Annotated in this window: 20 protein-coding genes; 7 read left to right on the forward strand and 13 right to left on the reverse strand. The window is 71.3% G+C overall.

Annotation, left to right across the window (positions count from 1 at the left end):
* Positions 1-23 precede the first annotated feature (23 nt).
* Both pknB and ACIP63_RS01825 read left to right on the forward strand, forming a co-directional pair.
* A complete protein-coding gene (gene pknB / locus ACIP63_RS01820) occupies positions 24-1,943 on the forward strand; it encodes a Stk1 family PASTA domain-containing Ser/Thr kinase (RefSeq protein WP_401510469.1) in 1,920 nt (639 codons plus the stop codon).
* A gap of 21 nt (positions 1,944-1,964) precedes the next feature.
* On the forward strand, positions 1,965-2,828 hold the full coding sequence (locus ACIP63_RS01825; protein ID WP_401510470.1) for a deoxyribonuclease IV: 864 nt from the start codon (positions 1,965-1,967) through the stop codon (positions 2,826-2,828).
* A gap of 31 nt (positions 2,829-2,859) precedes the next feature.
* Here ACIP63_RS01825 and ACIP63_RS01830 read toward each other — a convergent pair whose 3' ends face one another.
* Entirely contained in the window at positions 2,860-3,492 is a 633-nt protein-coding gene (locus tag ACIP63_RS01830; RefSeq protein WP_401510472.1) for a sulfite oxidase-like oxidoreductase, read from the reverse strand.
* A 155-nt stretch (positions 3,493-3,647) separates the two neighbouring features.
* On the opposite strand from ACIP63_RS01830, the gene bfr reads away from it, so the two are divergent.
* Positions 3,648-4,127, forward strand: coding sequence for a bacterioferritin (gene bfr, locus ACIP63_RS01835; protein ID WP_356707303.1), 480 nt, complete (start codon positions 3,648-3,650; stop codon positions 4,125-4,127).
* Between the two features lie 43 nt (positions 4,128-4,170).
* Here the strand turns inward: bfr and ACIP63_RS01840 are convergent, their stop codons facing one another.
* The gene (locus ACIP63_RS01840; RefSeq protein ID WP_401510475.1) at positions 4,171-4,440 is read right to left on the reverse strand and encodes a bacterioferritin-associated ferredoxin; all 270 of its coding nucleotides are present in this window, start codon (positions 4,438-4,440) and stop codon (positions 4,171-4,173) included.
* 159 nt (positions 4,441-4,599) lie between these two features.
* Positions 4,600-5,946, reverse strand: coding sequence for a class II 3-deoxy-7-phosphoheptulonate synthase (locus ACIP63_RS01845; RefSeq protein ID WP_187355852.1), 1,347 nt, complete (start codon positions 5,944-5,946; stop codon positions 4,600-4,602).
* A 104-nt stretch (positions 5,947-6,050) separates the two neighbouring features.
* Here ACIP63_RS01845 and ACIP63_RS01850 point away from each other — a divergent pair, with 104 nt between their 5' ends.
* Both ACIP63_RS01850 and ACIP63_RS01855 read left to right on the forward strand, forming a co-directional pair.
* Positions 6,051-6,107, forward strand: a complete 57-nt coding sequence (locus tag ACIP63_RS01850; RefSeq protein WP_124277238.1) for a trp operon leader peptide — start codon at positions 6,051-6,053, stop codon at positions 6,105-6,107.
* A gap of 119 nt (positions 6,108-6,226) precedes the next feature.
* Positions 6,227-8,125 (forward strand): anthranilate synthase family protein, encoded by a 1,899-nt coding sequence (locus tag ACIP63_RS01855; RefSeq protein WP_401512232.1) that lies wholly within the window; start codon positions 6,227-6,229, stop codon positions 8,123-8,125.
* Between the two features lie 115 nt (positions 8,126-8,240).
* Here ACIP63_RS01855 and ACIP63_RS01860 read toward each other — a convergent pair whose 3' ends face one another.
* From ACIP63_RS01860 to ACIP63_RS01880, 5 genes are all read right to left on the reverse strand, one after another.
* Entirely contained in the window at positions 8,241-9,245 is a 1,005-nt protein-coding gene (locus ACIP63_RS01860) for a 2-hydroxyacid dehydrogenase (protein ID WP_401510477.1), read from the reverse strand.
* A 99-nt stretch (positions 9,246-9,344) separates the two neighbouring features.
* On the reverse strand, positions 9,345-10,382 hold the full coding sequence (locus tag ACIP63_RS01865; protein WP_401510479.1) for a 6-phosphofructokinase: 1,038 nt from the start codon (positions 10,380-10,382) through the stop codon (positions 9,345-9,347).
* Between the two features lie 112 nt (positions 10,383-10,494).
* Positions 10,495-11,187: a response regulator gene (locus ACIP63_RS01870; RefSeq protein WP_401510481.1), complete on the reverse strand. Its 693-nt coding sequence runs from the start codon at positions 11,185-11,187 to the stop codon at positions 10,495-10,497.
* Entirely contained in the window at positions 11,184-12,401 is a 1,218-nt protein-coding gene (gene macS, locus ACIP63_RS01875; RefSeq protein WP_401510483.1) for a MacS family sensor histidine kinase, read from the reverse strand. Before macS ends, ACIP63_RS01870 begins: the two co-directional genes overlap by 4 nt.
* 68 nt (positions 12,402-12,469) lie before the next feature.
* Positions 12,470-13,192: a lysophospholipid acyltransferase family protein gene (locus ACIP63_RS01880; protein WP_401510485.1), complete on the reverse strand. Its 723-nt coding sequence runs from the start codon at positions 13,190-13,192 to the stop codon at positions 12,470-12,472.
* A gap of 215 nt (positions 13,193-13,407) precedes the next feature.
* Between ACIP63_RS01880 and ACIP63_RS01885 the strand changes: the two genes are divergently transcribed.
* Both ACIP63_RS01885 and ACIP63_RS01890 read left to right on the forward strand, forming a co-directional pair.
* The gene (locus ACIP63_RS01885; RefSeq protein WP_401510487.1) at positions 13,408-14,187 is read left to right on the forward strand and encodes an alpha/beta hydrolase; all 780 of its coding nucleotides are present in this window, start codon (positions 13,408-13,410) and stop codon (positions 14,185-14,187) included.
* Positions 14,180-14,848 (forward strand): hypothetical protein, encoded by a 669-nt coding sequence (locus ACIP63_RS01890; protein WP_401510489.1) that lies wholly within the window; start codon positions 14,180-14,182, stop codon positions 14,846-14,848. Before ACIP63_RS01885 ends, ACIP63_RS01890 begins: the two co-directional genes overlap by 8 nt.
* 17 nt (positions 14,849-14,865) lie before the next feature.
* Here ACIP63_RS01890 and ACIP63_RS01895 read toward each other — a convergent pair whose 3' ends face one another.
* The 5 genes from ACIP63_RS01895 to ACIP63_RS01915 all read right to left on the reverse strand — a co-directional run bounded on the left by ACIP63_RS01895 (position 14,866) and on the right by ACIP63_RS01915 (position 18,907).
* Positions 14,866-15,627: an endonuclease/exonuclease/phosphatase family protein gene (locus tag ACIP63_RS01895; protein ID WP_401510491.1), complete on the reverse strand. Its 762-nt coding sequence runs from the start codon at positions 15,625-15,627 to the stop codon at positions 14,866-14,868.
* 73 nt (positions 15,628-15,700) lie between these two features.
* Complete coding sequence (locus ACIP63_RS01900; protein ID WP_099176282.1) at positions 15,701-16,642, reverse strand: ROK family glucokinase; 942 nt, start codon at positions 16,640-16,642, stop codon at positions 15,701-15,703.
* Positions 16,643-16,717: 75 nt separating this feature from the next.
* Positions 16,718-17,209 carry a DUF5304 domain-containing protein gene (locus tag ACIP63_RS01905; RefSeq protein WP_401510493.1) on the reverse strand — a complete coding sequence of 164 codons (492 nt, stop codon included), beginning with the start codon at positions 17,207-17,209 and terminating at the stop codon, positions 16,718-16,720.
* A gap of 80 nt (positions 17,210-17,289) precedes the next feature.
* Positions 17,290-18,453 (reverse strand): ArsA-related P-loop ATPase, encoded by a 1,164-nt coding sequence (locus tag ACIP63_RS01910; protein WP_401510495.1) that lies wholly within the window; start codon positions 18,451-18,453, stop codon positions 17,290-17,292.
* A 4-nt stretch (positions 18,454-18,457) separates the two neighbouring features.
* On the reverse strand, positions 18,458-18,907 hold the full coding sequence (locus ACIP63_RS01915) for an SRPBCC family protein (protein ID WP_073747652.1): 450 nt from the start codon (positions 18,905-18,907) through the stop codon (positions 18,458-18,460).
* Between the last annotated feature and the right edge of the window lie 53 nt (positions 18,908-18,960).

The following is an 18,960-nucleotide window of genomic DNA, read 5'->3' on the forward strand; positions in this document are numbered from 1 at the left end:
GTGGCAGCTCGTAGACTCGCCCCGTGGACACGACCCTCCAGGACCCCCTAGTCGGGCAGCTGCTCGACGGCCGCTATCGCATCGATGCGCGCATCGCCGTCGGCGGTATGGCCACGGTCTACCGGGCCGTGGACACCCGGCTCGACCGGGTGCTCGCCCTCAAGGTGATGCACCCGGCGCTGGCGACCGACGCGGCGTTCGTCGAGCGCTTCATCCGCGAGGCCAAGTCCGTCGCCCGGCTCGCCCACCCCAATGTGGTGGCCGTGTTCGACCAGGGCGCCCAGGGCGCGTACGTGTATCTGGCGATGGAGTACGTCTCGGGGTGCACCCTGCGTGACGTCCTGCGCGAGCGCGGGGCGTTGCAGCCCCGGGCGGCGCTGGACATCCTCGAACCGGTGCTGGCCGCCCTCGGCGCCGCGCACCGGGCGGGCTTCGTCCACCGCGACATGAAGCCGGAGAACGTCCTCATCGGGGACGACGGCCGGGTGAAGGTCGCCGACTTCGGTCTCGTGCGCGCGGTGGGAACCGCCACGGACACCACCGGCTCACTCCTGGGCACGGTCTCGTACCTCGCTCCGGAGCAGATCGAGCAGGGCACGGCCGACACCCGGTCCGATGTGTACGCCTGCGGTGTGGTGCTCTACGAGATGCTGACCGGCGACAAGCCCCATGGCGGTGACACCGCCGCCCAGGTCCTCTACCGGCATCTGAACCAGGACGTCCCGGCACCGTCCGGCGCCGTTCCGGACCTGGCCGCCGGGCTGGACGAGCTGGTGGCCGCCGCGACGGCGCGCAACCCCGACGTCCGTCCGTCCGACGCGGTGGCCCTGCTCGCGCGGTCCCGTGAGATACGGGCGGCTCTCACCGAGGAGCAGCTCGACGCGATGCCTCCGCAGGCCGTCACGGAGGAGCACGACGGCGCCGAGGACCGTACGAGCGTGATCCCCAGGGTGATCCCGGCCGGCCAGGGCACCGCGCACCACACCAGCCGGCTGGAGATGCCCCCGGCATCGCCCCGGGAGCCCGGGCGCGGGCGGCGGCCCTTCGCCGGCCGCGGCCGGCGCGGGACGCTCGCGGTGCTCGTCGCCGTCCTCCTGGTGCTGGGGGCCGGCGTGGGCGTCTGGTACATCAACTCGGGGCAGTTCACCCGGGTCCCGTCCCTCTTGGGCCAGACCCAGAGCGCTGCGGAGAAGCGGCTCGCGGACGAGGGCCTCGACCTGAAGGGCGTCGAGCGCTCCTACAGCGACACGGTGAAGCGCGGGACGGTGATCAGCAGCGATCCGGGCTCCGGTGAGCGCATCCGGGGCAACGACGCGGTGAGACTGGTGATCTCGCGCGGCCCGGAGATCGTGAAGGTCCCCGATGTCGAGGCGCTCGCCCTCGCCGAGGCCCGGCGTGAGCTGAAGAAGGCGGGGCTCGCACCCGGAATGGCGACCCGGGAGTTCAGCGAGGAGATCGACCGGGGCAAGGTCATCCGTACGGATCCGCGGGCCGGTACCGAGCGCCATGCCGACTCGGCGGTCGCCCTGGTCGTCAGCAAGGGCAGCCCGGTCGACGTGCCCGACGTCTCCGGGCTCTCCGTCGAGGACGCCACGGCCGCTCTGGACGAGGCGGGTCTCGAGGCGAAGGTCCTGAGCGACCGGGTCAACTCACCCGAGGCCGCGGGCGAGATCGCCCGGCAGTCGCCCGGGAGCGGCGCGGAGGCCGCCGAGGGCGACACGGTGGAGCTGACGGTCTCCAAGGGCCCGCGCATGCTCCAGGTCCCCGATGTCACGGGGAAGGACGTCGACGAGGCACGGAGCACACTGGAGGAGGCGGGGTTCGAGGTCAAGGTCGACCGCCCGTTCCTCTCGTTCAGCGACACGGTCGGCAGCCAGTCGGTCGAGGGCGGCGAGAAGGCCGCGGAAGGTTCCACGATCACCATCAGGACCAAGGCCCTGTAGACCCACGAGGACTGGCAGCACATGCGCAACCCCATCGGCGGTCACGTCCCCGTGGCCGGCGGACTCGCCAAGGTCGGCCTCGGCTACGCGCGGGAGCTGGCGGCGGAGACCGTGCAGGTCTTCGTCGCCAATCCGCGCGGCTGGGCGACACCGCGGGGGAACCCGGCACAGGACGAGCTGTTCCGCTCGGAGTGCGCCGCCGGGCGGATTCCCGCGTACGTCCATGCCCCGTACCTGATCAATTTCGGCTCGCACACCGAGGCCACGGTCGAGCGGTCGGTCGTGTCGCTGCGCCACTCGCTGCGCCGGGCGAGAGAGATCGGCGCCCTGGGCGTGGTGGTGCACACCGGCTCGGCGACCGGCGGCCGCGCGCGTGAGGTGGCGCTCGCCCAGGTGCGTACGCACATGCTTCCGCTGCTGGACGAGCTGACCCATGACGACGACCCGTTCCTGCTGCTGGAGTCGACCGCGGGGCAGGGCTCCTCGCTCTGCTCGCGGACCTGGGACTTCGGCCCGTATTTCGAGGCCCTGGACTCCCACCCCAGGCTGGGGATCTGCCTGGACACCTGCCACATCTACGCGGCGGGCCACGATCTGACCGGCCCCTCGGGCATGCGGAAGACCCTGGATCTGCTGGTGGACACGGTCGGCGAGGGCCGGCTGAAGCTGATCCACGCCAATGACTCCAAGGACGTGGCGGGCGCCCACAAGGACCGGCACGAGAACATCGGCGCGGGTCACATAGGCGCCGAGCCGTTCCGCGAGCTGTTCTCCCATCCGGCGACCGAGGGTGTGCCGCTGATCATCGAGACGCCGGGCGGCAAGGAGGGCCATGCGGCGGACGTGGCCCGGCTGAAGGAGCTCAGGGGCACCGCCACCGGGTGAGACGGCACGCCCTCAGGGGCCGGCGGACCGCTCAGAGCTCGGGGCCGTCCCCGGGCTCCTCCTGGTAGGAGTAGCGCTGCTCGCTCCACGGGTCGCCGATGTTGTGGTAGCCGCGCTCCTCCCAGAAGCCACGGCGGTCGGCCGACATGTATTCGATGCCCCGGACCCATTTGGGCCCCTTCCAGGCATACAGATGCGGCACGACGAGGCGCAGCGGGAATCCGTGTTCGGCGGTGAGCAGTTCGCCGTCCTTATGGGTGGCGAACAGCGTCCGGTCGGACGCGAAGTCGGCGATCCGGAGGTTCGAGCTGAATCCGTATTCGGCCCAGACCATCACATGGGTGACGTGGGGCGCCGGAGGTGCCAGTTCCACCACCTCGCGGGCCAGGATTCCGCCCCATTCGGCGCCGAGCATGCTGAATTTCGTCACGCAGTGGAGGTCCGCGACGACGGAGGAGAAGGGGAGCGCCGTGAATTCCTGGTGATTCCAGCAGTGCTTGTCACCGTCGGCCGTGGCCCCGAAGACCCTGAACTCCCAGCGGTCCGGTTTGAACTTGGGCACGGGCCCGTAATGGGTGACCGGCCAGCCGCGCTGCAGTCGTTGCCCCGGTGGAAGCCCGGACTGCTCTGCTGTGCCGCGTTTCCGGCTTTCCGGCTGACCCATGCCTCCATGGTGACAGACAGGCAGGGGTGGTCATGACCAGGGGAGAGTCGATTCGGGCAACTCATACTAAGCATGCACTTACTGGACGGCGGCATGGTGCGATGCGAGGATGCGCGCAAACGTGCCCAGTTCACCGGTTGGAAGGAGCCTCTGCGATGCAGGGCGACCCCGAGGTCCTCGAGTTCCTGAACGAACAGCTGACCGCCGAATTGACTGCCATCAATCAGTACTTCCTGCACGCGAAGATGCAGGACAACTTCGGCTGGACGAAGCTCGCCAAGTACACGCGGGCCGAATCGTTCGACGAGATGAAGCACGCGGAGATCCTTACCGACCGGATCCTGTTCCTGGACGGCCTGCCCAACTATCAGCGGCTCTTCCACGTGCGGGTCGGTCAGACGGTCACCGAGATGTTCCAGGCCGACCGCCAGGTCGAGGTGGAGGCGATCGACCGCCTCAGGCGCGGCATCGAGGTGATGCGCGGCAAGGGCGACATCACTTCGGCGAACATCTTCGAGTCCATCCTCGAGGACGAGGAGCACCACATCGATTATCTCGACACCCAGCTGGAGCTGGTCGAGAAACTCGGGGAACCGCTCTACATCGCCCAGCTGATCGAGCAGCCGGACAGCTGATCCACGGGCTCCGACAAGCTTCCGCGCGGTCCGCGAGGAATTCTCAGGCGGCGTCGGAGAGCCGGACGTCCGGCGTGGTGCCGAGAGCGACGGGCGCACCGGCCGGGGCGCCCTCCGGCGCCGTACGTCCCTCGACGAGCTCACGGCGCGGGCAGTCGCCACGGCCGAGCAGCGCCTGGATCCTGCGGACGCAGCCGCCGCAGTCGGTGCCGGCCTTGCACGCGGAAGCGATCTGGCGAGGCGTGCACGCTCCGCCGTCCGCATGCTGTTTGACCTGGTCCTCCGTGATGCCGAAGCAGGAGCAGACGTACATGCGGTTCACCTCCCGACGGGTCGATCGCTGCGCCGTCCCGAATTGTCGGTGAGGCTAACCTAACCTTACCCGCGAGCCCCCGCACGCAAAAGCCCCGGTACGCCTGTGGGGCACGGATCACATCGATCCGTGCCCCACGTGCGTCACCAGGGGTGATCCCTACTGGTCGCGGTACATCTCGGCGACCAGGAAGGCCAGGTCGAGGGACTGGCTGCGGTTGAGGCGCGGGTCGCAGGCCGTCTCGTAGCGCTGGTGCAGATCGTCCACGAAGATCTCGTGGCCGCCGCCGACGCACTCGGTGACGTCGTCGCCCGTGAGCTCGACGTGGATGCCGCCGGGGTGCGTCCCGAGCTCCTTGTGGACCTCGAAGAAGCCCTTGACCTCGTCGAGGACGTCGTCGAAGCGGCGGGTCTTGTGGCCGGACGCGGCCTCGAAGGTGTTGCCGTGCATCGGGTCGGTCACCCACACCACCTTGGCGCCGGACGCCGTGACCTTCTCGACCAGCTCGGGGAGCTTGTCGCGGACCTTGTCGGCGCCCATGCGGACGATGAAGGTCAGCCGGCCGGGCTCGCGCTCGGGGTCGAGGCGGTCGATGTAGCCGAGCGCCTCGTCGACGGTGGTCGTCGGGCCGAGCTTGATCCCGATGGGGTTGCGGATCTTCGAGGCGAACTCGATGTGCGCGCCGTCCATCTGGCGGGTGCGCTCACCGACCCAGACCATGTGGCCCGAGGTGTCGTACAGCTGTCCGGTGCGCGAGTCGGTGCGGGTCAGCGACGACTCGTAGTCCAGCAGCAGCGCCTCGTGCGAGGCGTAGAACTCGACCGCCTTGAACTCGGCCGGGTCCGTGCCGCACGCCTTCATGAAGTTCAGCGCGTTGTCGATCTCGCGGGCCAGGGCCTCGTAACGCTGCCCGGACGGCGAGGACTTCACGAAGTCCTGGTTCCAGGCGTGCACCTGGCGCAGGTCGGCGTAACCACCGGTGGTGAACGCGCGTACCAGGTTCAGCGTGGAAGCGGACGCGTGGTACATCTGCTTCAGCCGCTCGGGGTCCGGGATCCGGGCCGCCTCGGTGAACTCGAAGCCGTTGACGGAGTCGCCGCGGTAGGTCGGCAGGGTCACGCCGTCGCGGGTCTCGGTCGGCTTGGAGCGCGGCTTGGAGTACTGCCCGGCGATCCGGCCGATCTTGACGACCGGCACGGAGGCCGCGTACGTCAGGACGGCGCTCATCTGGAGCAGCGTCTTCAGCTTGGCCCGGATGTGCTCGGCGGACACGGCGTCGAAGGCCTCGGCACAGTCGCCGCCCTGCAGCAGGAACGCCTCGCCCTTGGCGACGGCTCCCAGACGGGCGCGCAGCTGGTCGCACTCGCCTGCGAAGACGAGCGGAGGATACGACTCGAGGTCCGCGAGTACGTCGCGCAGAGCCTCGGCATCGGGGTACTCGGGCTGCTGCGCCGCGGGAAGGTCTCGCCAGGTGTGGCCACCGGCGACGGAGGTATTGGCGTTCACGGTCACCTTGACAACATTACGGGGTCGGCGAGCGCGCCCCGTCCGCCCGCTCAGCAAATGAGACGCGCGCTCGTTTGTCCACCCCGTCCGCTAAGGTACGTGGCATGTTCGCGCAGACAACCCAGAACTGGTGGTGGACCGCTCATCCGGCGGCCCGCTGATTCATCGCGCGTACAGACTCCGCGAAGGCCGCCCGAGGGGCGGCCTTCTCTGCGTTTCTGAGCCGGGAGCCGTTCCTCATCAGGAAGGAACGCCCATGCCCGAGCCCATGCCCGAGCCCATGTCCCGGCCCACGCCCGGCCGTGCCCTCGACCTGCTGTCCATGCTGCTCCGCGACGACTCCCCGCCCTTCGCCCTGCTGCGCAGGCGCACGCCCGGCAGGGACCACGACGTCGTCGAGGTCCTGACCGGTGAGGTGCGGGAGGTGGAGCGGCTCGCCGACATCCCGGTGGGCGATCTGCCCTCGCTGGCCCTGGTGCCCTTCCGGCAGATCGCCGAGCGCGGTTTCGACGTACGGGACGACGGCACCCCGCTCTCCGTGCTGGTCGCCGGGGAGGCGTACGAGCTGCCGCTGGCCGAGGTGCTCGCGCACCTTCCCGGCCATGACGTGCGGGTCGAGGGCGGCGCCTTCGACGTCCCGGACGAGGAGTACGCCGGCATCGTCCGGCGGGTCATCGAGGACGAGATCGGGCAGGGCGAGGGCGCGAACTTCGTGATCCGGCGGACCTTCGGCGGCGAGATCCCCGGTTTCGGCCGAGCCGACGCGCTGGCGCTGTTCCGGCGGCTGCTGTCGGGCGAGCGCGGGGCGTACTGGACGTTCGTCGTCCACACGGAGGACCGGACGCTGGTCGGCGCCAGCCCGGAGGTCCATGTGCGGATGTCCGGCGGGACCGTCGTGATGAACCCGATCAGCGGGACCTACCGCTACCCGGCCGAGGGGCCGACCGCGGAGAGCCTGCTGGCCTTCCTCGGCGACCGGAAGGAGACCGAGGAGCTCTCCATGGTGGTCGACGAGGAGCTCAAGATGATGTGCACCGTCGGCGACATGGGCGGCGTGGTGGTCGGGCCCCGGCTCAAGGAGATGGCCCATCTCGCGCACACGGAGTACGAGCTGCGGGGGCGTTCCTCACTGGACGTGCGCGAGGTCCTGAAGGAGACCATGTTCGCGGCCACGGTCACCGGCTCCCCCGTCCAGAACGCCTGCCGGGTGATCGAGCGGTACGAGCCGGGGGGCCGCGGTTACTACGCGGGCGCCCTCGCGCTGGTGAGCCGGGAGCCGGGCGGGGCGCAGACGCTGGACTCGCCGATCCTGATCCGCACCGCCGACATCTCGGCGTCCGGCCGGCTGCGGGTGCCGGTCGGGGCCACGCTCGTACGCCACTCCGACCCGGCGGGGGAGGTCGCCGAGACCCATGCGAAGGCGGCCGGTGTGCTCGCGGCGCTGGGTGTCAGGCCGGGGCGGCCCGAGGCGGAGGCGGACCGCCCGCGGCTGGCGTCCGATCCGCGGGTGCGGGCGGCGCTGGACGACCGCCGCGGTGGTCTGGCCCCCTTCTGGCTGCGGATGCAGGAGCGCACGCAGGACCTGTCCGGTCACGCGCTGGTGGTGGACGGCGAGGACACCTTCACCGCGATGCTCGCCCATCTGCTGCGCTCCTCGGGCCTCACGGTCTCGGTGCGCCGGTACGACGAGCCCGGGCTCCGGGAGGCCGTACGGGCGCACGAGGGGCCAGTGGTACTGGGGCCCGGGCCCGGCGACCCGGGGGACACGGCCGATCCGAAGATGCGGCTGCTGCGCGGGCTGGCCGCCGAGCTGGTGCGGGAGCACCGCCACGGGCTGCTCGGCGTCTGCCTCGGCCATGAGCTGATCGCGGCGGAGCTGGGCCTGGAGATCGCGCGGAAGGCCGTGCCGTACCAGGGGGCGCAGACCCGGATCGATCTGTTCGGCAGGCCCGAGACGGTCGGCTTCTACAACAGCTTCACCGCTCTCTGCGACGAGGCGGCGGCCACGGAGCTGAGCGCGCACGGCATCGAGGCGAGCCGGGACACGGCCTCCGGTGAGCTGCACGCGCTGCGGGGCCGGGGCTTCGCCTCGGTGCAGTTCCACCCCGAGTCGGTACTGACGCTGCGCGGCGCCGCGATCGTGACCGGGCTGCTGGCGGCGCTGCCCGTGCCCAGCTGAAGGGTGCGGACGGCACGGACGGTGCGGCCGGCGGGGACTCCCCCTGCGGCTCGGAGGAGGAGACAGCGGCGTACGCGGGCGCGTTCCTGAAGGAGCAGGCGAAGGGGCACGCGGGCTATCGCGCGGGGAGCGCCGGGACCAGGACGTTGTCGCTGCGGCGGCCCGCCAGGTAGTCGGTGACGTTCCGCACCGTGGCGTCGATGATCTGCCCCACCGCGTCGCGCGTGTAGTACGCCTGGTGCGAGGTCACGATGACGTTCGGGAAGGTGACGAGCCGGGCGAGGGTGTCGTCGTCGATGCCCTCCATCGACTTGTCGACGTAGAAGAGCCCTGCCTCGGCCTCGTAGACGTCGAGCCCCACACCGGTGAAACGGCCGGTCCGCAGCTCGGTGACGAGAGCGCGGGTGTCGATCAGGCCACCCCGGCTGGAGTTGACCAGGATCGCGTCGTCCTTCATCAAGGACAGGGCTTCCTCGCCGATGATGTGCCGTGTGGCCGGCAGCAGGGGCACGTGGAGGCTGATCAGGTCGGACTCGGCGAAGAGGCGCTCCTTGTCCACGTACGTCATGCCGAGCGCGGTGCAGGCGGGATTCTCGGCGACGTCCCAGCCGAGCAGCTCCATGCCGAAGCCATGGGCGATCCGGGTGAACGCCTCACCGATCTTCCCCGTGCCGACCACACCCGCCGTGCGGCCGTGCATGTCCCGGCCGAGGAGCCCGTCGAGCCGGAAGTCGAAGTCCCGGGTGCGGCCCACCGCGCGGACGATGCGGCGGTTGACGGCCATGGCCAGGGTCCAGGCGAATTCGGCGACCGAGTGGGGCGAGTAGTACGAGACGCGGGCGACGCGCAGGGCGAGACGTTCCGCGACGTCGAGGTCGATGTTGTTGAAGCCGGTGGAGCGCTGGGCGATCATCTGCGTACCACCCGCCGCGAGTGACTGCAGGACGCGGCTGCCGAGGTCGGCGTTGACGCTGGTGGAGATGATCTCGTAGCCGGCCGCGATCGGGGCGGTGTCCTCGGTGAGGAAGACGTCCAGGCAGCGGACTTCGTGCAGGCCGGCGAAGGCCTTCTCGATCAGTGGCTTCTCGTCGGACTGCACGCCGAATGCCAGGATTTCCACGACGTCTCCCGGAAGAGGGGGCGGGGCCGGTCCTCGCGAATATACGACCCGCGCCCCCAGGGCGCCGCCCGGCCGGAGCGGGACCGGCCGGGAAGCGGATCAGCCGAAGAAGACCCCCGCCTCCGCGTACAGGGCGGGGTCGACCGTCTTCAGGCGTGCCGTCGCCTCCGCGATCGGCACCCGGACGATGTCCGTCCCCCGGAGGGCGACCATCACCCCGGTGGCACCCTCGTGGACCGCGTCGATGGCGTGCAGCCCGAAGCGGGTGGCGAGCCAGCGGTCGAAGGCACTCGGCGTGCCGCCGCGCTGGACATGCCCGAGGACCGTGGTCCTGGCCTCCTTGCCGGTGCGCCGCTCGATCTCCTTGGCCAGCCATTCGCCCACACCCGAGAGCCGGACATGACCGAAGGAGTCGTGGGAGTCGTCCTTGAGGATCATCTCCCCCCGCGCGGGCGCCGCCCCCTCGGCCACCACCACGATCGGCGCGTAGCTCGCCCGGAAGCGGGAGGTGACCCACTCGCAGACCTGGTCGGTGTCGAAGCGCTGCTCCGGGATGAGGATGACGTTGGCCCCGCCGGCCAGACCGGAGTGGAGCGCGATCCAGCCCGCGTGGCGCCCCATCACCTCGACGACGAGTACCCGCATATGGGATTCGGCCGTGGTGTGGAGCCGGTCGATGGCCTCGGTGGCGATGGAGACGGCGGTGTCGAAACCGAAGGTGTAGTCGGTTCCCGAGAGGTCGTTGTCGATGGTCTTGGGAACGCCTACGCACGGGACGCCGTAGTCGTCGGACAGCTTCGCCGCGACGCCGAGGGTGTCCTCCCCGCCGATCGTGATCAGGGAGTCGATCTCGTACTTGGCGAGGCTGTCCTTGATGCGGCGGACCCCCTGGCCGGCGTACTCGGCGTCGAACGGATTGGTCCGGGAAGAGCCGAGGATGGTGCCTTCGCGCGGCAGGATGCCCCGCACCACCGGTATGGAGAGCGGCACGGTCACGCCCTCCAGGGGGCCGCGCCAGCCGTCGCGGAACCCGGTGAAGTCGTAGCCGTACTCCTGCACGCCCTTGCGGACGATCGCGCGGATGACCGCGTTGAGCCCGGGGCAGTCGCCGCCCCCGGTCAGTACTCCGACCCGCATGAAAGCATCCCTTCGCCGAAGTGAGCTCGCTACGGGCCACGCTAATGGTGACCCAGGTCACTCCGGGATGGGTCGGACGGTCAATTCCGTTGCCGTACGCGCCGGTTGTCCGTCAGGCGTCGTCGAGGCCGGCCTCGATGGCATAGCGGACGAGCTCCACCCGGTTGTGCAGCTGGAGCTTGCCCAGGGTGTTCTGGACGTGGTTCTGCACGGTGCGGTGGGAGATGACCAGGCGCTCGGCGATCTGCTTGTACGAGAGCCCCTTGGCGACCAGCCGCAGGACCTCGGTCTCACGGTCGGTGAGCTGCGGGACCTTCGGCTGGTCGGGGGCCGCGGGGGCCGGGTCGGAGGCGAGCCGGCGGTACTCGCCGAGGACCAGTCCGGCGAGGCCCGGTGTGAAGACCGGGTCGCCGGCCGCGGTCGCGCGTACGGCGTCGGTCAGCTCCTGGGTGCTCGCCGACTTCAGCAGATAGCCGGTGGCGCCGGACTTCACGGCCTCCAGGACGTCGGCGTGCTCGCCGCTGGCGGAGAGCACCAGGACGCGCAGCCCCGGGTGCGATCCGACCAGCTCCTTGCAGACCTGGACGCCGGGCATCCCCGGCAGGTTCAGGTCGAGCACCAGGACGTCCGGCACTGCGGCCCTGGCCCGGCGCACGGCGCCCGGCCCGTCGCCGGCGGTCGCGACCACGTCGAAGCCGGACTCGGCCAGATCGCGGGCGACGGCGTCGCGCCACATCGGGTGGTCGTCGACGACCATCACCCTGATGGCCCGTTCCTCGGTTGCCTGTGTCTGCGGTGTACTCATCGGGCCGTTCCTGCCTTCCCCCGTGAAACCTTCGGGACCTTCAATTCGACCTCGGTGCCCTGGCCCGGGACCGAGATCAGTTCCGCTGTGCCGCCCAGATCGCGCAGCCGCCCGCGGATCGAGAGGGCGACGCCGAGCCGGCCCTCCCCCTCCGCCTGGTCGAGTCTGCCCTCCGGGATGCCCGGGCCGTCGTCCCGGACCGTGACGATCACCTCGTCCGGCTCGTCCTCGACCAGGATCCACGCCTGGGCGTCCGGCCCCGCGTGGACCCGGACGTTGTCCAGCGCGGCGCTCACCGCGGCGGCCAGCTCACGCGCCGCACCGGCCGCCAGCACCACCGGGGCGCCGGGCTCCGCGAAGGTGACCCGGGATCCGGCGTGCGGGGCGAGCAGCGCGCGCAGGTCGGCCTCGGCGCTCTCCTCCTCGGGGATCTCCACCGCGCGGACCACCGCGCCCTCGGCGCTGTCCTCGGAGACCCGGGTCGTCGGCACCAGACCGCTGGAGACCAGGGTCCGCAGGGCGACCTCCTGCTCCCCGGCCATCCTGCCGAGCTCCGCGGCCTCGCCTCCCAGGGCCGTGCCGCGCCGCTGGACCATGGCCAGGACCTGGAGGACGCTGTCGTGGATGTCGCGGGCGAGCCGCTCCCGCTCCCGGGTGGCGGCCTCGATCTCCAGGGCCCGCGCCAGGGTGCGCTCACTGGCCCGGGCCACCTCGACGACGTAGCCGATGGCGATGGAGGCGACCCAGACCAGCAGCACGTTGTGGAAGGTGTCCTCGCTGGGCTCGCCGCGCTCGACGATGTTGGCGGCGGCGACGAGGGTGGAGGCGAAGGCCGCCCAGCGCCAGCCGCCCTTGAGCGCGAAGGCGAGGACCGAGCCCGCGGTCCAGATCGACGGGAGCGTCGGGCCGTCCATGTGCTGGGCGTCGAAGTCGGCCAGCGGGGTCAGAAGGATGCCGGTCAGGGCGACCGTGAGGTCCAGGCCGAGGAAGCGCTTCGTGCAGCTCGCGGCGTTGGCCACCCTGGGAAGGGTGACGAGCGTCCAGAGCGCGAGGAACGCCAGGAAGGCCACGGCGACCCAGGGGCGCTCCCACTTGTCACGGCCGAAGCCGGCGAGCAGCGCCGCGTAGATCAGCGTCAGCACGCGGTACGCGGTCAGCGCACGCCACAGCGGCTGCTCGACCGACATCCGTACGACTCGTTCACGCCCGGCCATGTCCCTGCGTCCCCTCCCCCGGTTCCCGCCCCTGCCACGCTGCCCGTTCCGGGCGGCCGGCGGCGCTCCTACGCGCCGCCGGGCCTCTGCGGCCCCTTGTTCTTCGCCTCCTCGGCGATCTGCCGTTTGGCCGCGGTCGCGTAGATGTCCACGTACTCCTGGCCGGAGAGCTTCATGATCTCGTACATGACCTCGTCGGTCACCGAGCGCAGGATGAACCGGTCACCCTCCATGCCCTGGTAGCGGCTGAAGTCCAGCGGCTTGCCGATCCTGATCCCGGGCCGCATCAGCTTGGGCATCACCTGGCCGGGGGGCTGGATCTTCTCCGTGTCGATCATCGCCACGGGGATGACGGGCGCACCCGTGGCGAGGGTCACCCGGGCGAGGCCGCCGGGCTTGCCCCGGTAGAGCCGGCCGTCGGGCGACCGGGTGCCCTCCGGGTAGATACCGAAGAGCCCCCCGCTCTCGATGACCTGGATGCCGGCCCTGACGGCCGCCTCGCCCGCGCCGCGACCGCCGGAGCGGTCCACCGGGAGCTGTCCGACGCCCTTGAAGAAGGCGGCGGTGAGCTTCCCCTTCACTCCGGGGGCGGTGAAGTACTCCGCCTTGGCGATGAAGGTCACCTTGCGGTCGAGGACCGCCGGCAGGAAGAAGGAGTCGGAGAACGAGAGATGGTTGCTCGCGAGGATCGCCGGCCCGTGTACGGGGATGTTCTCCAGGCCCTCCACCCACGGCCTGAAGGCGAGCTTCAGAGAGCCGCCGATGGAGAACTTCATTGCGCCGTAGATCAACTCGGGTGCCTCCTGTGTGCCGTCGATGAGACCTTAGCCTGTGGGGCCGCGGCCTCCCCCGCCCGCTCGGGACGGTGTCCCTCGCGGACGCCCCGCAGGTGACGGCCGCTCGGGCGGTGACGGCCCTGGTCGGTGTCGGTCCGGTCGCGTACGGTGAAGTAATCCTTTTGCACGCCCCCCGCACCCCCGCCCCGCTTCATGAACAGGAGACCCCGGTGCCGGTCCTCCCTGGAGCCGAGCCGTTCCGCCACGAGGGCGGAGAGGTCGGCGTCCTCCTCTGTCACGGATTCACGGGTTCGCCGCAGTCCCTGCGCCCCTGGGCCGGCTATCTGGCGGAGCGCGGACTGACCGTGTCGCTCCCTCTGCTGCCCGGCCACGGCACACGCTGGGAGGACATGGCGGTCACGGGCTGGCAGGACTGGTACGCGGAGGTGGACCGTGAGCTGCGGGCGCTCCGGGCGCGGTGCGAGCAGGTCTTCGTCTTCGGTCTCTCCATGGGCGGCGCCCTCGCATTGCGCCTCGCCGCGAAGCACGGTGACGAGATCACGGGCCTGGTGCTGGTGAACCCGGCGAACAAGGTGCACGGCCTCTCGGCGTACGCCCTGCCGGTGGCCCGCCATGTGGTGCGGACGACGAAGGGGCTGACCAGCGACATCGCGCTGGAGGGTGCCGAGGAGATCGGCTACGACCGGGTGCCGCTGCACGCCGCGCACTCCGTGCGGGCGTTCTTCCGGCTGGTCGACGCCGATCTGCCGCAGGTCACCCAGCCGATCGTGCTGCTGCACAGTCCGCAGGACCATGTCGTGCCGCCGGCCGACTCGGCGCGGATCCTCAGCCGGGTCTCGTCCAGGGACGTCGAGGAGATCCTCCTGGAACAGAGCTACCACGTGGCGACGTTGGACCACGATGCGGAGCGGATCTTCGACGAGAGCTACCGGTTCATCGACCGCCTCGCAACCGACGCTGGCAAGAAGGGGAGCACGTCCGGTGGCTGAGCACGACGCGGAGCGCGCGGGCAGTGACGAGGAGCGCGAACCGCGCCCCACGGAAGGAACGGCTGCCCCCGAGGGCGCGGAGGGGGCCCGGCTCGACGAGGCAGCGGCCTGGGAGGCGATCGTCGCGGGGTACGGCGAGGAGCCGCCGGACCCGCCGGGCGCCAAGCCGTTCAAGTCGATCGAGGATCTGGCCCTGCTGGAGGACGACCAGGTCAACGTCCTGGAACCCTCTCCGGAGTCCGGCGCGGGTGACGACGCCGACAAGGGCGTGGGCGGGAAGACGTCCGGCGGGCCGCCGGAGAAGAAGCCGCTCGGCGGTTCGGTGGTCTTCGCGCCCGGAGTCGCGGGCCCGCGCGACTACGGCCTGGAGGAGCCCGAGGACAGCGACGTCGACGATCCGGACGACAGCGAGGAGGGACACTTCGTCCCGCCGGAGCCGCCGCCGCTTCCCGAGGCCGACGTGACGGCCAAGTTCGCCTGGCTCGCGGTCGTCGGCGGTCCGGTGCTGATGCTGGTCGCGGTGCTGATGCAGTGGGAGATGACGTGGTGGCTCACCACTCTCTCCATCGGCGGCTTTCTGGGCGGGTTCGCCACCCTGGTGGCGCGCATGCCCCACGACGACGAAGAGGACGACGACCCGGGGCGCGGCGCGGTCGTCTGACCCGCCCCCGGGCAGGCTCAGCTCCCCGCGGGCACCCTGAGGGCGGCCAGCACGGGCAGATGGTCCGTGGCCGCCCGCAGGTCCGCGCCGGTGACGCCGGGCAGGTCCTCGGGGACGCCGCAGCCGAGCACCTCGATGCCGCCGGTCGCGAACACCGCGTCGATCCGCTTGCGCGGTGCGTCGGGCGGGAAGGTGAGCTCGCCGCCCCAGGGCCGCACGGTCCGGCAGTCCTGCAGCCGCCCCGCCAGCCGCCGGAAGGCGCTCCCGTCCGGTACGTCGTTGAGGTCGCCGGCCACGACGGCGTGCGGGACGCCCATCGCGTCGATCCGCTCCAGCAGCAGTCCCGCCTGGGCCTGCCGTTCCTCGCGCTGGAGGCTGAGGTGGCAGCTGACGACACCGGTCCGCGCCCCGCCGAACCGTACGACCGCCGTGGCCAGGCCTCGCCGGTGCAGCCCCGGTGTGAGCGGCAGCAGGATGTCCTCGGTGCGTTCCACGGTGGCCCGCAGGGAGCAGAGCAGCAGCGGCCCCGCCGCCGTGGCCCCGCCGCTGAGGACCACCAGGTCGGTCATGGCCGCGAGCCGGGCCGCCGCCTTGCGCCAGCGGAAGAAGCGGGGGGCCTCCTGGACGCACACCAGGTCCGGTGCGCAGGCGCGGATGACACGGGCCAGCGCCTCGGTGTCGTCGCGCAGCGAGCGGACGTTGTAGCTGAGCACTCTGATGACGGCCGAACCGTCCGGCTCGGTACGGGAGTCGGGCAGGGGCATCGGCTTCGTGACCATGGAAGGCACGATACGACGGACGCCCGCCGCTCCCCATGGGGCGCGACGGGCGTCGGACGTGCTGCGGGTGAGGTCAGCCCTGGCGTGCCAGGTCCGCCGCGCCCACCAGGCCCGCCTTGCCGCCCAGTTGGGCGGCGAGGACCTGGGCGTGCGGGCGCCACTCGCCGCCGATCAGCCAGCGCCGGAACGACTTGCGGATCGGGTCGAGGACCAGCTCCCCCTCGTCCGAGACGCCGCCGCCGACGATGAAGGCCGACGGGTCGAAGAGCGAGGCGAGGTCGGCCAGTCCGGCTCCGGCCCAGCGGGCCAGCTCACGGAAGGAGTCGACGGCCACCGGGCAGCCCTGCCGGGCGGCCTCGCTGATGTGCTTGCCCTCGATGCCCTCCACGGTGCCGTCGCCGAGCCCCAGGAGGATCGGCGCGTTCTCCGGGGTGGCGTTGGCGCGCTGCTTCGCGTACCGCACGAGAGCGCGCCCGGAGGCGTACTGCTCCCAGCAGCCCTGGCTGCCGCAGCCGCAGAGCAGGCCGTCCGGGACGACCCGGATGTGACCGAATTCCGCCGCCACACCGAAGCGTCCCCGGCGCAGCTTGTTGCCGATGATGATGCCGCCGCCCAGGCCGGTGCCGAGCGTGATGCAGATGACGTCGTCGTGGCCCTGGCCGGCGCCGAAGCGGTATTCGCCCCAGGCCGCCGCGTTGGCGTCGTTCTCGACGACGACGGGCAGGCCGACGCGCTGCTCGACCTTGTCCTTGAGCGGCTCGTGGCGCCAGTTGATGTTCGGGGCGAACAGCACGGTCGCACGCTTGTCGTCGACGTATCCGGCCGCGCCGATGCCTACGGCCTCGACGTCGTGCCCTTCGCTCGCCCCGGACACGGCGGCGCTGATCGCGTCCACGATGCCTTCGGCGGTCGGCGGGGTCGATACCTTGAACGTCGAGAGGATCCGGCCCTCTTCGTCGACCACTCCAGCCGCGATCTTCGTGCCGCCGATATCGACGCCGATGGTGAGTCCCATGAATCCCTCAGTTTCGGTCGAGCCCCGCTACGGCCAACCGTACCCGAGCCGGGGACGGGTATTTCCTGCCCTCGGTCAGTCCAGGTCGATGTGTTCGCTGCCGCCGGTGCCCTCGTCGCGCGGGTCGGAGGGGTCGTCGGCCGCCTTCCTGGCGGTGCCGGGGGTGGATCCGGTGCCGCCCGAGGTGCCTCCGGCGCCCTCTGTGCCCCGGGTCCAGCGGCCCTCCTGGCCCTCGACGGCGGAGCGGTAGGCGGCGAGGAGTTCGTTCCCCGCGGCGGCGAGATGGTCGAAGAGGTCCGGGTTCCGCTCGATGACGGGCTCGACCGCGGACTTGGCCTGCCGGATCACCTGCTGGACGGTGCCCTGGGCGGCCATGCCGAGCAGTGGCGACTGCAGCGAGGAGACCTTGTCGGCCACCACGTCGAACAGTTTGCGCAGCTCCTCGGCGGCGGACCCCGGCTGCTGCCCGTACTGTGCCCGGCGGCGGGCCTTCTCCGCTTCGAGGTCCTCGGCGCAGGCCTCCGCCCACGCGTCGTCGTCGACGGGACGATCGGTGGCTTCACTCATGGCGGACTCCTGCGACGCGGTTGCCTGCGTGACCGTGCGGGCCACGTACTACCGACGTTACCCGAACGGTGGTACGCCGTTCATTGTGTCCGGGGCCAGAGGGCGGGGTCAGGTGTGAACCGGACACGCAGGACACCGTCGGTGAGCGCGGCCCCTGAGACGGTGCAGCGGCGCAGCGCGGACTCCAGGCGGACGATCCGGCGGAACGGTCCGGCGGTGAGGAAGAGTTCGTCGCCGCGCCGGACGAGCTCGAGGTCCTCCTTGACCGCCCCGGGCAGCGGGAGGCACCAGGCGATGACACCGTCCCCGGCGTCCTCGGTCCACCAGGGGTCTCCGGCGTGTCCCGGCGCCCGGTCGTCCGGCGCGCAGTTCTCGGCGAGCAGGGCCAGGTCCTCGACGGTGCGCGGCTCGCGGCCGAGGTGGGCGGTCTCGCGTACGGACGCGCCGGGAGTCCACTCCTGGTGCCAGAGGTCCAGGCACTTCTCCTGCCGGGCGGCCAGGTCGGCGAACCAGGGGTCGGCGGAGTGCCGGGGCAGGACCCGGGAGGCCACGACGGAGTCGACGCGCAGCCCGTGCAGGGCGAGTCCGGTACGGGCGGAGCGCAGCGCCTCGCCGGCGGCCTGCCCGGGTTCGGCGACCAGGCGCACCGTGGTCGCGTTGTCCTCGACGAGGGCCTCGACGGCGGCCAGTTCGGCGTCCTTGCGGGCCGCGGCCTCGTACAGCCACTGCGCGGGCATGGGGACGCCGGCGAGCTGGGCGAGCACCGGGCGCAGGGCGCGGGCCGCCTGGCGTTCGGCGGGCAGGAGGCGGCGCAGATAGCGGCGCAGCTGTCCCGGCAGGGCGAGCAGGGCTAGGGCGTCGGGGAGCGGGGGCAGGTCGACGACGAGGACCTCGTGGCCGGCCTCCGGCCCGTCGCCCTCGGCCGCCCGGCGCAGGGCGTGCAGGACGGCGAGCTGTGGGCTGCCCGGCAGTTCGGTGAGTTCCTCGCCGTCGAGCCGGTTGGCGCCGAGCAGGTCGAGCACCCCGGACGCCCGGTCCTGGAGCTCCAGGAGCTCGTCGCGGAAGTGCGCGGCGGAGTCGATGCGCGCGCGGGACAGGTGCTCGGTGTCCGCGGGCAGTGCGGGTACGGCGTCCGCGGAGATCAGCAGGGTGCGGCGGCCGGCGCGCGCCGAGGCGAGCGCGGTCGCCGCGGCGACGGTGGTACGGCCTGCGCCGCCGGGGCCGGTGACGAGGACCGTACGCACGTGATCAGGCCTTCGGGACGGACTCGACGCGCTTCTTCAGCCCGGCGAGGGCCCGGTCGATGATGACCTTCTCGGCCTTGCGCTTGATCATGCCGAGGAGCGGGATCTTGACGTCGACGGCGAGCCGGTAGGTGACCTCGGTGCGGTCGCCGTCGCCCAGCGGCGCCAGTGCGTAACTGCCGTCGAGGGCGCGCAGCATCTGGGACTTGACCAGGGTCCAGCCGACCTCGTACGGGCTGTTCCAGGTGTAGGCGAGGACGTGGTCGTCCTTGATCGCTCCGGCGTCCAGGACGAGGCGGACCTGCTCGGCGCGGCCCTGGTCGTCGGTGGCCAGGATCTCGGCCTCCTTCACCTCGCCGGTCCACTCCGGGTAGCGGGCGAAGTCGGCGATCACTCCCATGACGTCGGCCGGTGCCGCCTCGATCGTGATGCTCGAGCTGGTGTGTTCAGCCATCGCCGTGGCCCTCCAGTGCGGTGTACCGGTCGCGTTCGGCAGAGGCCTGCCGT

Source organism: Streptomyces sp. NPDC088746, from assembly GCF_044751065.1.
In the GTDB taxonomy this organism is placed as follows: Bacteria; Actinomycetota; Actinomycetes; order Streptomycetales; family Streptomycetaceae; genus Streptomyces.

Bases quoted from the DNA above. Each gene is read 5' to 3' on its own strand.
- ACIP63_RS01830 (WP_401510472.1), bottom strand. From the start codon at position 3,492: ATGGGTCAGCCGGAAAGCCGGAAACGCGGCACAGCAGAGCAGTCCGGG.
- macS (WP_401510483.1), bottom strand. From the start codon at position 12,401: ATGGCCGGGCGTGAACGAGTCGTACGGATGTCGGTCGAGCAGCCGCTG.
- ACIP63_RS01855 (WP_401512232.1), top strand. From the start codon at position 6,227: ATGTCCCGGCCCACGCCCGGCCGTGCCCTCGACCTGCTGTCCATGCTG.
- ACIP63_RS01915 (WP_073747652.1), bottom strand. From the start codon at position 18,907: ATGGCTGAACACACCAGCTCGAGCATCACGATCGAGGCGGCACCGGCC.
- ACIP63_RS01840 (WP_401510475.1), bottom strand. From the start codon at position 4,440: ATGTACGTCTGCTCCTGCTTCGGCATCACGGAGGACCAGGTCAAACAG.
- ACIP63_RS01905 (WP_401510493.1), bottom strand. From the start codon at position 17,209: ATGAGTGAAGCCACCGATCGTCCCGTCGACGACGACGCGTGGGCGGAG.
- ACIP63_RS01900 (WP_099176282.1), bottom strand. From the start codon at position 16,642: ATGGGACTCACCATCGGCGTCGATATCGGCGGCACGAAGATCGCGGCT.
- ACIP63_RS01825 (WP_401510470.1), top strand. From the start codon at position 1,965: ATGCGCAACCCCATCGGCGGTCACGTCCCCGTGGCCGGCGGACTCGCC.
- ACIP63_RS01895 (WP_401510491.1), bottom strand. From the start codon at position 15,627: ATGGTCACGAAGCCGATGCCCCTGCCCGACTCCCGTACCGAGCCGGAC.
- ACIP63_RS01870 (WP_401510481.1), bottom strand. From the start codon at position 11,187: ATGAGTACACCGCAGACACAGGCAACCGAGGAACGGGCCATCAGGGTG.
- ACIP63_RS01865 (WP_401510479.1), bottom strand. From the start codon at position 10,382: ATGCGGGTCGGAGTACTGACCGGGGGCGGCGACTGCCCCGGGCTCAAC.
- bfr (WP_356707303.1), top strand. From the start codon at position 3,648: ATGCAGGGCGACCCCGAGGTCCTCGAGTTCCTGAACGAACAGCTGACC.